Annotated in this window: 15 protein-coding genes; 14 read left to right on the top strand and 1 reads right to left on the bottom strand. The window is 32.8% G+C overall.

All coding sequences use genetic code 11. The annotated features are described in order from the left end of the window. Positions 1–7: 7 nt before the first annotated feature. Positions 8–526, bottom strand: coding sequence for a signal peptidase I (lepB, locus tag ACWPVO_RS03775; protein WP_454206628.1), 519 nt, complete (start codon positions 524–526; stop codon positions 8–10). Between the two features lie 639 nt (positions 527–1,165). Here lepB and hrcA point away from each other — a divergent pair. The 14 genes from hrcA (at position 1,166) to ACWPVO_RS03845 (ending at position 13,150) form a co-directional block, all read left to right on the top strand. Continuing rightward, the gene (hrcA, locus tag ACWPVO_RS03780) at positions 1,166–2,188 is read left to right on the top strand and encodes a heat-inducible transcriptional repressor HrcA (protein ID WP_270674381.1); all 1,023 of its coding nucleotides are present in this window, start codon (positions 1,166–1,168) and stop codon (positions 2,186–2,188) included. Between the two features lie 8 nt (positions 2,189–2,196). After that, positions 2,197–2,724, top strand: coding sequence for a nucleotide exchange factor GrpE (gene grpE, locus ACWPVO_RS03785; RefSeq protein WP_454206630.1), 528 nt, complete (start codon positions 2,197–2,199; stop codon positions 2,722–2,724). A gap of 21 nt (positions 2,725–2,745) precedes the next feature. Beyond that, on the top strand, positions 2,746–4,572 hold the full coding sequence (gene dnaK / locus ACWPVO_RS03790; RefSeq protein ID WP_454206632.1) for a molecular chaperone DnaK: 1,827 nt from the start codon (positions 2,746–2,748) through the stop codon (positions 4,570–4,572). A gap of 164 nt (positions 4,573–4,736) precedes the next feature. Then, positions 4,737–5,867: a molecular chaperone DnaJ gene (gene dnaJ / locus ACWPVO_RS03795; RefSeq protein WP_454206634.1), complete on the top strand. Its 1,131-nt coding sequence runs from the start codon at positions 4,737–4,739 to the stop codon at positions 5,865–5,867. Between the two features lie 73 nt (positions 5,868–5,940). Continuing rightward, positions 5,941–6,846 (top strand): 50S ribosomal protein L11 methyltransferase, encoded by a 906-nt coding sequence (gene prmA, locus ACWPVO_RS03800; RefSeq protein WP_454206636.1) that lies wholly within the window; start codon positions 5,941–5,943, stop codon positions 6,844–6,846. Beyond that, a complete protein-coding gene (locus ACWPVO_RS03805) occupies positions 6,839–7,528 on the top strand; it encodes an RsmE family RNA methyltransferase (protein ID WP_454206638.1) in 690 nt (229 codons plus the stop codon). Before prmA ends, ACWPVO_RS03805 begins: the two co-directional genes overlap by 8 nt. Next, a complete protein-coding gene (mtaB, locus tag ACWPVO_RS03810) occupies positions 7,528–8,826 on the top strand; it encodes a tRNA (N(6)-L-threonylcarbamoyladenosine(37)-C(2))-methylthiotransferase MtaB (RefSeq protein WP_454206640.1) in 1,299 nt (432 codons plus the stop codon). The genes ACWPVO_RS03805 and mtaB overlap by 1 nt, the downstream gene beginning before the upstream one ends. Beyond that, positions 8,827–9,210, top strand: a complete 384-nt coding sequence (locus ACWPVO_RS03815) for a DUF1284 domain-containing protein (protein WP_454206642.1) — start codon at positions 8,827–8,829, stop codon at positions 9,208–9,210. Positions 9,211–9,212: 2 nt separating this feature from the next. Next, entirely contained in the window at positions 9,213–9,551 is a 339-nt protein-coding gene (locus ACWPVO_RS03820) for a histidine triad nucleotide-binding protein (protein ID WP_454206644.1), read from the top strand. A gap of 195 nt (positions 9,552–9,746) precedes the next feature. Further along, positions 9,747–10,598 carry a patatin-like phospholipase family protein gene (locus tag ACWPVO_RS03825; RefSeq protein WP_454206646.1) on the top strand — a complete coding sequence of 284 codons (852 nt, stop codon included), beginning with the start codon at positions 9,747–9,749 and terminating at the stop codon, positions 10,596–10,598. Positions 10,599–10,602: 4 nt separating this feature from the next. Then, the gene (locus tag ACWPVO_RS03830) at positions 10,603–11,331 is read left to right on the top strand and encodes a TVP38/TMEM64 family protein (RefSeq protein WP_454206648.1); all 729 of its coding nucleotides are present in this window, start codon (positions 10,603–10,605) and stop codon (positions 11,329–11,331) included. A gap of 188 nt (positions 11,332–11,519) precedes the next feature. Beyond that, the gene (gene rpsU / locus ACWPVO_RS03835) at positions 11,520–11,699 is read left to right on the top strand and encodes a 30S ribosomal protein S21 (protein WP_005957648.1); all 180 of its coding nucleotides are present in this window, start codon (positions 11,520–11,522) and stop codon (positions 11,697–11,699) included. Between the two features lie 13 nt (positions 11,700–11,712). Further along, positions 11,713–12,156 (top strand): GatB/YqeY domain-containing protein, encoded by a 444-nt coding sequence (locus ACWPVO_RS03840; protein WP_005957634.1) that lies wholly within the window; start codon positions 11,713–11,715, stop codon positions 12,154–12,156. A 109-nt stretch (positions 12,157–12,265) separates the two neighbouring features. Then, the gene (locus ACWPVO_RS03845) at positions 12,266–13,150 is read left to right on the top strand and encodes an HAD family hydrolase (protein WP_005957669.1); all 885 of its coding nucleotides are present in this window, start codon (positions 12,266–12,268) and stop codon (positions 13,148–13,150) included. Positions 13,151–13,205: the final 55 nt, after the last annotated feature.

Below are 13,205 nucleotides of genomic sequence, written 5' to 3' on the forward strand. Positions count from 1 at the left end.
ATATATTTTAAATTTTTCCTCTATTACTTAGAGGTAAAATCCTATAAACTGCTGCTGATTTTATTCTTTTCTTTTCAATTGGTCCAAAGTATCTGGAGTCAATACTCATGCCAGGAAGTCTGTTGTCTCCCATAACAAAGTACTCATCATCTTTTAACGTAAAACTTTCAACATCAGACTCTGTATAATCTGTTGAAGTATAAGTTTCTTCCAAAACTTTTCCATTTAATATAACTTTTCCATCTTTAAATTCTATTGTGTCGCCAGGCTTTCCAATTAATCTCTTAATATAATTCCTGTTGTCATTAGGTGCATCTATTACCACGATTTCTCCACGAGGCAGGTCAGTGTATCTCTTGTAAGAAAGACAGAGCAATTTATCTCTTTCGTTTAAAGTTGGATGCATGGACTCGCCATTAACTACAGCTATATTAAAAATAAAAGTTCTCACAAAAAGTGCAATTAGAACTGCAGCTACAATTGTAAGAATAAAAGATAGGGTTTCGTTTTTTTTCAATGTGATCATCTCCAATTTCTAATTTTATCATAAATAAGGAAAAGATTGGATAACTATTTATCTTATACAGCATATGTATGTTGGAATAAATTAAAATTACTTAGGTTAAAATTAATTGATTTTTAAATAGAAAGTTGAATTAAATTTTTTTAAATTACAAGTTTATGAAAAAAATTTTTTATAACTTAGTGAAGAAAGATAACTTTAGACACAGAGACTATGAATAATTTAAATTATAACATGTCTCTATGTATCAAGATGATCAAATCAAATTATAGACTTTTAAAACTTCTTATAATTTTATGAGTTAGAGAAAAAAATTATGAGGAAGAGAAGGGCTTAATAAAAAAATTTAAAGTTCTTATCTCTTATGACTTAATAAACTTTTGAAAATAATTTTTAAAACTCTGTAGAAGAAAATAAAAAATAAAGCAAAACAAATTAAGTGTAAGAACTTATAAAACTTTTGTTAATTTAAGATCAGTTAAAAATTAATATCACATAAATTTCCTAAATAAAATAATTAAATAAAAGAAAGTCAAAAAAAGTCAAAATTATTTTTAAATTTCCTTGACAAAGTATAAGGTGTGAAGTATTATATAAATAGATTAGCACTCAGGGTTAATGAGTGCTAACAAAGGAGGAGTTATGGATACTAGAAAAATTAATATTTTAAATGCCATAATTGAGGCGTATATAGATATGCCAACTCCAGTTGGTTCGCGAACACTTTCCAAGGATTACGACCTTGGAGTTAGTTCAGCGACTATAAGAAATGAAATGGCAGATCTTGAAGATCTAGGTTTTTTGAATAAGCCACATCAGTCAGCAGGAAGAATTCCATCAGACAAGGCTTACCGCTTCTATGTTGATGAACTTTTTAAAAACTTTAATAGTTTTCACGATATAGATGCCTCAAGAAAAATCATGGAGAGACTTTTATTGACTTCTAGAAATCACGAAGATTTTTATAAAAATGCAGTCAATCTCCTAGCCAATTTAAGTTCTTGTACGGCTTATCTCATAACACCACAGAAGGCCGATACAAAAATCAAAAGACTTACTCTAGTAAAGCTTGATGACTTTACAGCCCTGTTAGTTCTCATTGGGGACAAGGGAGTTATTGAGAAGTATTTTTTAGAAATAGAAAATATTTCTGATGAAGATTTTCATCTAATAGAGAAGGTCTTAAATGAAAAAATGTCGGGAATAGATTTTAATGAAATTGAGTCACTTAAGATTTCACTTTCAGAGGACATGATAAGACATGGAAAATTTATTTCTGATCTTGTAAAAATTGCTAGTCAATTTAATAAAAAGGTGTCTTCCATTGACATTTATTATGACGGTCTTACAAATATTTTAAACTTTGATGAATATAAGGACCTAGACAAGGCTAGAGATTTTATGAGCTTAGTAGAAGATCGGGACAGCTTATTTCAAATCCTAAAAAATGACACTTTCACCAGTGATGTTGAAGTTATTATTGGATCAGAAAATAGCGCGAGTCTCATGAAGGAAAATACTATTATAAGAGCTCCCTTCGCTAAGGAACATGGAATCTATGGAAGTATTGGAATCATTGGACCAGTTAGAATTGATTACATGAAATTGGTCAAAGTTGTTAAGATTTTTAGCGACGCAGTGAAAAGTGGATTGAAAGAAATGTGAGGGAGTACATGACGAATGAAGATATAAAAAAAGATGATTTACAAAATGATGAAAATATAGATATGAAAGATGAAAATCTTGATATTAATGATGAAGCTGAAGTAGATGCTTCTGATGATGAAAAGTATCAAGATTTAATGGATAAATTTATGAGACTTCAAGCAGACTTCTCCAACTATAAGAGAAGGACTGAGGCACAAAAGTCTGAGTATGTTGAGCTTGGAGTTAAGAAAATTGCAAATGACTTACTTCCTGTCATAGATAACTTTGAGAGAGCTTTGGACTCTATAAAGGACAAGGACTCAACCTATGAAGGAATATTAATGATAAAAAATCAACTTACTGACGTACTTGCTAAAGACGGCATAGTTGAAATGGACGCATTGGGAAAAGAATTTGATCCAATGTATCATCATGCAGTACTCACTGAAGATTCTGATGAATACGACAGTGGTTATGTTATAGAAGTATTGCAAAAGGGTTATTTAATTAATGACAAAACACTAAGACCTGCAATGGTCAAAGTTTCACAATAAGAATTTTAGGAGGAAATATATATGGGAAAAATAATTGGTATTGACTTAGGAACAACTAACTCTGCAGTAGCAGTAATGGAAGGTGGAGAATCTGTAATAATTCCTAACATTGAAGGTAACAGAACTACTCCTTCAGTAGTAGCTTTTACAAAAGATGGGGAAAGATTAGTAGGTGAAACTGCTAAGAGACAAGCAATCACAAACCCTGATAGAACAATCTCTTCTATTAAGAGACATATGGGTTCAGATTTTACTGTAAAGATTGATGACAAAACTTATACTCCACAAGATATTTCAGCTATGATTTTACAAAAATTAAAGGCTGATGCTGAATCTTATCTTGGCGAAAAAATTACAGAAGCTGTTATCACAGTTCCAGCATACTTTACAGATGCTCAAAGACAAGCAACTAAGGATGCAGGAAGAATTGCAGGACTTGATGTAAAGAGAATTGTAAACGAACCAACTGCAGCAGCACTTGCTTATGGAGAAGACAAGGACAAGGACGCACAAACTGTTATGGTTTATGACCTTGGTGGTGGTACATTTGACGTATCTATCCTTGAACTTTCTGATGGTGTATTTGAAGTACACGCAACTCGTGGTAACAACAAACTTGGTGGAGATGACTTCGACAATAGACTAATTGATTATATTGCTGAAGAATTCAAAAAAGAAAATGGAATTGATCTTAAGGCTGACAACATGAGTCTACAAAGACTAAAAGAAGCAGCTGAAAAGGCTAAGAAGGAACTTTCTTCTACTATGTCAACAAATGTCAACCTTCCATTTATCACAGCTTCACAAGCTGGTCCACTTCACTTAAACATGGACATCACTCGTGCTAAGTTCGACGAACTTACAGCAGACCTTGTTAAGATGACTGAAGGACCTGTTAAGGATGCTTTAAAGGATGCAGGACTTTCTGCAAATGAAATAGACAAAGTTCTTTTAGTTGGTGGTTCTACTAGAATTCCAGCTGTTCAAGAATGTATTAAGAAGTTAACTGGAAAAAATCCTCAAAAGGATATTAACCCAGACGAATGTGTAGCTCTTGGTGCAGCTATCCAAGGTGGAGTTCTTTCTGGAGATGTTAAGGACTTACTTCTTCTTGACGTAACACCACTTTCTCTAGGAATTGAAACAATGGGTAACATTACAACAAGACTTATTGAAAGAAATACAACTATCCCAACTAAGAAGTCACAAATATTTACAACTGCAGCAGACAATCAAACTTCTGTAGAAATTCACGTACTTCAAGGTGAAAGACAAATGGCAAAAGACAACGTAACTCTTGGTAGATTTACACTTGATGGTATTGCACCAGCAAGAAGAGGCGTGCCACAAATTGAAGTAACATTTGATATTGATGCAAATGGTATTGTAAATGTAAGTGCTAAGGACATGGGTACTGGTAAAGAACAACACATCACAATTACATCTTCAACTAACTTAAACGAAGAAGAAATCGAAAAGAAAGTTAAGGAAGCAGAAATGTATGCTCAAGAAGATGCTAAGAAGAAAGACTTAATTGAAGCTAGAAACAACGCTGACTCAATGATTTACCAATCTGAAAGCACACTTAAGGATGTTGAAGGAAAGATTTCTGATGCAGATAAGACTAAGATTGAAGAAGCAATCAAGGGACTTAAAGATGTAAAAGATGGTGAAGATCTTGAAGCTATTAAGTCTAAGACTGAAGAATTAACTCAAGCTTTCTACGCAATTTCAGAAGAAATTTATAAACAACAAGCTGGTCAAGGTCAAGCTGATGGATCACAAGCTCACGCTGATGACGATGTAGTTGACGCTGACTATGAAGTTGTAGATGAAGATGAAGAATAATAATTAAATAAAAATGTTGCAGTTTCGGCTGCAACTTTTTTTATGTAGAAAATTATATTTTATTTTATAAATTAATTTTTTACACTCAAATATCTTTTAAAATTTGATTTTAGCTTTATTTTTTCTAGTTTTTATATTAGAATATAGAACTATTGAGGTGGAAGATGAGAAATTTTTATGAAATTCTTGAAGTTGAAAAAAATGTAACTAAAGAAGAGTTAAAGAGATCTTATAAGAAGCTTGCTAAAAAGTATCACCCGGACCTAAATCCAGGAGATGAAGTTGCTGAGGCAAAGTTTAAAGAAATATCCTATGCCTATGAAGTTCTAGCAGATGATGAAAAAAGACAAATCTACGATGTCTATGGTGAAGAAGGACTTAAGGGCAACATGGGTGGATCTGGAGGAAGTGGCTTTGGAGGTTTCTCGGATATCTTTGATGACATATTTGATATTTTTGGCGGCTCAAGATCCAATAGATATGAATACGCAAACAGAAAAGACATGCCAAAGAAGGGACCTGATGCCAGAGTAGACGTAACTCTTGATTTCTTTGAAGCAATATTTGGAGTGGAAAAAGAAATTTCTGTTAAGGTTAGGGAAGAGTGTTCCCATTGCAATGGCAGCAAGATGGAACCAGGAAGTGAAAAGCATACTTGTGAAACTTGTCATGGTTCAGGTCAAGTTACTTCAGAACAAAACACACCTTTTGGAAGGTTTGTGAGGACTTCAGCTTGTGAAGACTGTAATGGAACAGGCGAAGTTATAGAAGAGCCATGTAAAGAATGTGGTGGAAGAGGAAGTAAGGTAAGAACTAAGAAGTTAAAAGTCAACATCCCTAAGGGAGTTGACACTGGAAACATAATTTCACTTAGGAATCAAGGTTCTGTTGGTGAAAATGGTGGCGAAAATGGAGACATCTTCGTCTATATTAGGGTTAGATCAGACGCAGTTTTCAAGAGAGAAGGCAATGACATCTACCTAAATATTCCAATTTCTTATTCAGATGCAGTCCTTGGAGCAAAGATTAAAGTACCAACTCTTGAGAAAATTGTTGACTATGATATTCCTAAAGGGACTACAGGCGGAACAGTTTTTAGACTAAAGGGAGAAGGAGTTCCTTATGTCAATAGAGATAAACAAAGAGGAGACCTCTTCTTTAAAGTTGATATTATTATTCCAAAAAAGGTTAGCGACGAACAAAGAAAACTTCTTGAAGACTTAAGAGAAACTGAGCCAGAAGTTGCAGAAAATAAAAAATCATTTTTAGATAAGTTAAAGAAATTATTTGATTAATGCGGATCATTGATTCGCATTTTTTAAATTGTATAAAGAAATTATCTATAATATAATGAAACAAGGTGATTAGATGAAATACATTGAAATGACAATAAATACTTCAAAGGATAAAAAAGATATCATTGAAGGAATTCTATTTGATTATGGAATTTATACGACAGAAGAAATTTCTAGCGATATAGTGGATGAGCTAGACCAAGATGAAAAGGACTGGGACTTTATTGATTACCCTCTTTTAAACTCAAAGGAAGGTGTCTTTGCTCTTAGGGTTTATCCAGAAAATATGGAAGATGCAAATAATTTAAAGGCTGAGCTAAATGAAAAAAATCTTGGACAATGTCTTTTAGAAGAAAAGGACGACGAAGACTGGGCGAATAATTGGAAAAAATATTACAAGCCACTAGAAATTGGTGAAAAGCTTGCTATTGTTCCTGAGTGGGAAGCTTATGACAATGACAAGAGAATAGTAATTAAAATAAATCCTGGAATGGCTTTTGGAACAGGAACTCATGAATCAACTTATATGTGCCTTGAACTTTTAGAGAGATATGTAAAGAAAGATGACGAGATCTTTGATATAGGTTGCGGTTCAGGGATTCTTGCCATAGCTGCTTTAAAACTTGGAGCAAAGAGAGCCCTTGCTGTTGATATTGATGACAAGTGTATTGATGCTTCACATGAAAATGCAGGTCTTAATAATCTTGAAGACAAGATGGACATCAAAAAGGGAAATCTACTTGATGTTGTAAAGGGAAGAGCCGACTTAATTGTTTCCAACATAATTGCAGAGATAATTGTTGATGAAATTAAAAATCTTAAGAACCACATGGATAAGGGTGGAATTTTTATAACTTCTGGAATTATAAAAGAGAGAAGGCAAATGGTTATTGATGCTTTAAAAGAAAATGGATTCGAAATTATTGACGAGTTAGAAAAAAATAATTGGGTTGCCATTGTAGGAAGATTAAATGTATAGATTTTTTGAAGATAGAGAGTTTCAAGGCAATACTAATTTAAAAGAAGAAACTCTTCACCACTTAAAAAATGTAATAAGGATAAAGGACGGGGAAGCCTTTCAAGTTGTTTTTGAGGATGGTATTTTTTCCTTTGCTTATGAAGGTGAAAAAATAAAAAATCTTGGGGAAGTACTAGAATCTAATGAATCTAAGGTTAGACTCTCCCTATTTTTTGGAATCCTAAAAAACAATAAGTCTGAAGATGTCTTAAGACATGCTACAGAAATTGGAGTTAGCGATTTTTACCCTGTCATAATGGACAGGTCTATCTCAGATATTTCCAAGAAAAAAGAAAAGAAATTAGAAAGATTTCAAAAAATTGTGGAATCAGCTGCAAAGCAATCAAAACGAGATATCATACCTATGGTTCATGACATAATAAAGACAGATGATATTTTAAATTTTTCTGGCGATTTAGTTTTATGTTATGAAGATGAAAACAAGACACAATTGGGCGAGGTAACAAAGGCTCTTAGCAAAAACATAGGACTTGTTATTGGACCTGAGGGAGGTATATCAGAAAGAGAACTTGAATTATTAAGTGAAGCTAAAAAAGTAGGGCTTGGAAGGAGAATTCTCCGAGCAGAGACTGCAGCTATAACAGCTTCTTTTTATATAATACACGCAAAGGAGTGTGAGTAATGGAAAAAACTTTTTCAATTTTAACTCTTGGCTGCAAGGTTAACCAATACGAATCAGAAGCCATGAGCGAACTCTTTGAAAGTAGGGGATACAGACAAGTTGAAAATGATGACTTTAGTGATGTTTATATAGTTAATACTTGCACAGTTACAAATTTATCAGATAGAAAATCAAGACAATTTATTAGAAAATCTAAGAAGAATAATCCAAACTCTGTTGTTGCAGTTGTGGGTTGTTATTCACAAGTTTCTCCCGAAGAAGTAAAAAGCATTGAGGGAGTTGATGTTGTCGTTGGAACAACAGAAAGAAATAGAATTGTAGATTTAATAGAAGAGTCCAAGAAAAACAATGAAAAGATAAATATTGTTAAGGAATTAAAAAATGTTCGTGAATTTGCCAACACGACAAATTTTGATAGTAACAATAGGACACGTGCCTACATGAAGGTACAAGATGGGTGCAACAGATTTTGTACCTATTGCATCATTCCTTTTGCAAGGGGACCTATTAGGTCTAGGACAATTGAAGACTCAGTTAGAGAAGCAAGGACACTTGCCGATAGGGGATTCAAGGAAATTGTATTAACAGGAATTCACATTGGTTCCTTTGGAATGGACCTTGGAGATATGAGATTAATTGATCTAATAGAAGCCATTGCAGAAGTTGATGGAATTGAGAGAATAAGACTTTCATCTGTTGAGCCAATTATAATAACAGATGACTTTATGGAAAGGGCAGTTAAGACTGGAAAGTTATGTGACCACTTCCATCTTTCTCTTCAAAGTGGATCAAACAATATCCTCAAAGCCATGAATAGACGATACACTCGTGAAGATTACATTGAAAAGGCAAATATTATTAGAAAGTATATGCCTCACGCAGGACTTACAACAGATATAATTGTTGGCTTCCCTGGAGAAAGCCAAGAGGACTTTGAAGATTCAATGAAGATTGTAAAAGAAGTTGGCTTCTCAAGGATTCACGTATTCAAATACTCTAAGAGAAAAAATACAAAGGCAGCTGTCATGAAAAATCAAATTGACGGAAATGTTAAGAAGGAAAGATCTGAAAAATTAATTGCTCTTGGTGAAGAATATCAAGAGATTTTTGAGAGAGAAAACATGAAGACGACACAGTCGGTTTTATTTGAAGAAGAACATGATGGAGTATATTATGGTTACACAACTAACTACATCAGGGTCAAGGCTAAGTCTAATGAAGACCTTACAAATAAAATAAAAAAAGTAAAAATCTTAGATACAGGCGAAATTGCAAATTGTGAAGTTCTTGGTGATTAAATGTTAAAGATAAGAGCTCATCACCTCTTGTGCACAGAAAACTTTGTAGGCGAGGGATATAGTGATGACTTTTCAAAAAATATGACAAGAGTTTTAAAGGAACTAAAAGAGAACCCAGAGGTTAAACTACTAGCTGATCTTGATGATATTTGTGGCCCTTGTCCAGAAAACCTTGGACATAATTGCAAGAATGACGACTTAGTTAAGTCTTACGACAAAAGAGTTTTAGAGTTTTTAAATCTATCTCAAGATGAAATTTATTCATGGGAGGACATAAAAAAGCTTGCCTGTGATATAATATTTTCAAAGAATAGGCGAGAAGAAATTTGTGGAGAATGTCAGTGGAATGAACTCTGCAAAGATGTTGAAGCCAAAAGGAGGTAAGGATGGACTGTTTATTTTGTAAAATAATCAAGGGAGAAATTCCTTCAACAAAACTTTATGAAGATGAACTTGTGTATGCTTTTAGAGACATAGACCCACAAGCTCCAACTCATTTTTTAATCGTTCCAAAGGAACACATATCATCAGCAGATGATCTAGATGAAAACCACAAAGAACTTATAGGTCACATCTTCTTAGTTGCAAAGAAACTTTGTGCTGATGAAGGTCTCACTAAGGGTTACAGGATCGTAAACAATTGCAAAGAAGACGGAGGTCAAACTGTAGATCACCTTCACTTCCATGTACTTGGAGGAAGAAGTTTAAATTGGCCACCAGGTTGATAAAAATTTTTACTAAAGCCGGGATTAATCTCCTGGCTTTTTTTATTTTATCTATTGACTTAAGACAAGGAAATTTGATTTATTAAAAATGTAACACTTTTAAACTTTTAGTTATATCAATAATTGAAAATATTTAATATAATTAATTTAAGAATACATTATGGGAAAATAGACTCTAAAGAAGGAAGATGATTTATGAAATTAGGATTTGTTGATGTTGGTGGAGGAACACGTGGGATTTATGGGGCAGGAGTTTTTGATCATTTAATGGAAGAGGGCATAAGCGGTGACTACTTTATTGGAGTGTCTGCTGGAGCTGCTAATGGTGCATCATTTCTTGCCAAGCAACCAAGAAGGAATTTTGTTTTTTATAATAATTATGCATTTAGAAAAGAATACATGAGCCTACATAATTATTTTAAAACAGGTTCTTATATTAATTTAGATTATATTTATTCGGACTTAAGTGCATCAAATGGAGAAAATCCACTTGACTATAAAACTATGATGGAAAATCCAATGGAATTTGAAATAGTTGCAACAGATGCAAGGACAGGTAAAGCAAAATACTTTAGCAAGAAAGACCTTGTCATTGACCAGTACGACCCTATAAAAGCATCATGTTGTGTTCCAGTTCTGTGTCAGCCTTACGTCATAAATAAGGTTCCCTATTTTGATGGAGGTCTGTCAGACCCAATACCTTTTAAAAGAGCCTTTGAAGCAGGTTGTGATAAGGTGATTCTTATACTTACAAGACCTAAGGATTACTTTAGGGAAAAGAGAAGAGACAAAAAGTTTGTTAGAATACTGAGGAGAAACTACCCAAGACTTTCAAAAACTTTTGCAAAAAGATATGAAGTTTACAACCAAAGTCTCAGGGAAGCCATTGAACTTGAAAAAGAAAACAAAATAATAATTGTTGCACCAAGTGACATAGGAAATTTAAAAACTCTTAGTCAAGACCATGAGCAGTTAGAGAATTTATATGAAATGGGGAGAAGGGACGCAAAAAAAGTCTTAAGCTTGGAAAATATAAATAAGAGTTGATGAAATGAAAATCATAAAAGAAAAATTAAAAAAATTTGAAGATGAAGAAAATATAGACTTAAGTGAAAATGAAAAAAACGTAAAAAATAGATTCAGAAAGATTCAGATTGTTGCCCTGATTTCTTTTTTGTCCATAATTATACTTTTGATTTTTAATCGAAGCGGAAATATGTCCATTGATTCTATAGTAGAAAGTGCTAGTGGAAATCCTATAAAATCTATAATTTCTCTTTTGAGCCTTTTTGCAGTAAAGAGTCTTACAATAATAGTCCCAATAGGGTCTCTTTATCTTGCAAGTGGAATTATCTTTGAACCACTAAAGGCAGTATTAATAAATTATCTTGGTCTATCAATTACACTTACAATACCTTTTATATTGGGAAGATGGTCTGGGACAGAGGAGATGGATTATTTAAGGAAAAAATATCCAAAGCTTAAACAGCTAATAGAAATGCAAAAGAAAAATGAATTTCTAGCAAGCTTTCTAATAAGACTTATTGGATGGTTTCCCTGCGATATTCTTAGCTTCTACTTTGGTGCCTGTAAGACTAACTACATAAAGTATATAACTTCATCACTATTAGGAGCATCAATTGGAGTTATTATTAGTACCATTTTGGGAGATGTAATTTTAAATCCACTTTCTTGGCAATTTATGGGCTTAATACTAATAAAGATTTTAATTTCTGCTTCTGTTATAGGTATAACTTATAGGGTGAATAAAGATAAGTAAAATAAAAATAATGAGCCTAAAAATCTTACTGATGAAGGCATATAACTTTAACTAAAACTGAAAACTTTTCATAGGAATAATTAAAGATCAAAATAGAAAAATATTATTGAAGTTTTGGGATTTATAGAGTATAATAAACCTAAATTGGCCGCGAGGCCATACTCTTTTCTACGAGAGGAGGTTAAAAAATGTCCGAAATCAGGGTTGGTGAAAATGAATCTTTAGACAATGCTCTAAAAAGATTCAAAAGACAATGTGCCACTAGTGGAGTTCTCAAAGAAGTAAGAAAAAGAGAACATTACGAAAAACCAAGTGTTAGAAGGAAGAAAAAATCCGAAGAGGCACGCAGAAAAAAACACAGATATTAAAGAGGGTGTTCTTATGTCTCTAAAAGAGAGACTCATGGCAGACCTAAAGGATGCTATGAAAAATAAAGATAAACTTCGAAAAGATGTTATCACCATGGTTCGTGCAGCTATAAAACAAAAAGAAGTAGATGAACGAGTTGAGCTTGATGACAGTGATATTGAAAATATCATTGGCAAACAGCTAAAAGAAAAAAAATCGTCAATTGAGGAATTTAAAAAGGGTAATAGAGAAGACTTGGTTGAACATACAAACCAAGAAATTGAAATATTACTTGATTACTTACCTGAGCAATTATCAGATGAAGAATTAAAAGGAATCATACAAAAAGTAATTGACGAAAATGAAATAACATCAATGAAGGATATTGGAAAATTAATGAAAAATGTCATGCCATTAATTAAGGGCAAGGCAGATGGTAAGCAAGTTAATGCTATTGCCAAAGAATTATTAAATTAAAACTCGGGGAATTTCCCTGGGTTTTTTTTTACAATTTTTTTGATTTTCAAAGTTAAACTTTAAAATATTAGAAATTTAATTTTTATATTTTACTAGTAAGGAGACATTTATGAGTGATAGAGATTATTTAAGAAAACATAAGGAAGAACTTCCTGTCATTGCTATATGCTATGATTTTGATAAGACCCTGACACCTAATGAGATGCAGGCTCAAGGATATATTCAATCTTTAGGTTATGAAGTAGAAGAATTCTGGAATAAATCAAATGGGATGGCAGCAGACAATGATATGGATGAGAACTTGTCTTATATGTATATGATGGTAAACGAGTTTAAAGATCATCATAAGTTAGATAGAAAAACTTTGGAGGCTTATGGAGCTGAAGTTCAATTGTTTTCAGGAGTTAATGATTGGTTTAAACGTATAAGAGATTATGGGTTAAAGAGAGGAGTTCTTGTAGAGCATTATATAATATCCTCTGGAATTAAAGAGATGATTGAAGGGACAGAAATTGCAAAAAATGGTGAGTTTGAAAAAATTTATGCAAGCTCCTTTTACTTTGATGACAAGGGTATAGCGAGATGGCCAGCTCAAGTAGTTAACTACACAAACAAAACTCAGTTTCTTTTTAGAATTCAGAAGGGAACTTTAGATATTAACGATCCAGGTATAAATGATTATTTTCCACCTGATGAGATTAGGGTTCCCTTTAGAAATATAATTTATATTGGAGATAGCGACACTGATATTCCATGCATGAAGTTAGTAAACACTTATGGTGGATTTTCTGTAGGAGTTTATAATCCCGACCACTCTAAAGAGAAAGTTTATAGGATGATTAAGGACAACAGAATAAAATATTTTGCACCTGCCGACTATAGAGAAAACAAAGAATTAGATCTAATAATAAAAAATATTATAGAGAGAACAGTTTTTAATGAAAAGCTAGAGTCAACCCATTATTCTTGTCTCAAGGAAGCTTCTGAATTTTAATAAATATTAATAATTTAAATTCCTAATCTTTTGTATAATTTAGATTATTGATAAA

The sequence above is a fragment of the Peptoniphilus sp. Marseille-Q6390 genome (assembly GCF_965119475.1).

Bases quoted from the DNA above. Each gene is read 5' to 3' on its own strand.
- hrcA (WP_270674381.1), top strand. From the start codon at position 1,166: ATGGATACTAGAAAAATTAATATTTTAAATGCCATAATTGAGGCGTAT.
- ACWPVO_RS03825 (WP_454206646.1), top strand. From the start codon at position 9,747: ATGAAATTAGGATTTGTTGATGTTGGTGGAGGAACACGTGGGATTTAT.
- prmA (WP_454206636.1), top strand. From the start codon at position 5,941: ATGAAATACATTGAAATGACAATAAATACTTCAAAGGATAAAAAAGAT.
- ACWPVO_RS03830 (WP_454206648.1), top strand. From the start codon at position 10,603: ATGAAAATCATAAAAGAAAAATTAAAAAAATTTGAAGATGAAGAAAAT.
- dnaJ (WP_454206634.1), top strand. From the start codon at position 4,737: ATGAGAAATTTTTATGAAATTCTTGAAGTTGAAAAAAATGTAACTAAA.
- ACWPVO_RS03815 (WP_454206642.1), top strand. From the start codon at position 8,827: ATGTTAAAGATAAGAGCTCATCACCTCTTGTGCACAGAAAACTTTGTA.
- grpE (WP_454206630.1), top strand. From the start codon at position 2,197: ATGACGAATGAAGATATAAAAAAAGATGATTTACAAAATGATGAAAAT.
- ACWPVO_RS03805 (WP_454206638.1), top strand. From the start codon at position 6,839: ATGTATAGATTTTTTGAAGATAGAGAGTTTCAAGGCAATACTAATTTA.
- ACWPVO_RS03845 (WP_005957669.1), top strand. From the start codon at position 12,266: ATGAGTGATAGAGATTATTTAAGAAAACATAAGGAAGAACTTCCTGTC.
- ACWPVO_RS03820 (WP_454206644.1), top strand. From the start codon at position 9,213: ATGGACTGTTTATTTTGTAAAATAATCAAGGGAGAAATTCCTTCAACA.
- mtaB (WP_454206640.1), top strand. From the start codon at position 7,528: ATGGAAAAAACTTTTTCAATTTTAACTCTTGGCTGCAAGGTTAACCAA.
- dnaK (WP_454206632.1), top strand. From the start codon at position 2,746: ATGGGAAAAATAATTGGTATTGACTTAGGAACAACTAACTCTGCAGTA.
- lepB (WP_454206628.1), bottom strand. From the start codon at position 526: ATGATCACATTGAAAAAAAACGAAACCCTATCTTTTATTCTTACAATT.
- rpsU (WP_005957648.1), top strand. From the start codon at position 11,520: ATGTCCGAAATCAGGGTTGGTGAAAATGAATCTTTAGACAATGCTCTA.
- ACWPVO_RS03840 (WP_005957634.1), top strand. From the start codon at position 11,713: ATGTCTCTAAAAGAGAGACTCATGGCAGACCTAAAGGATGCTATGAAA.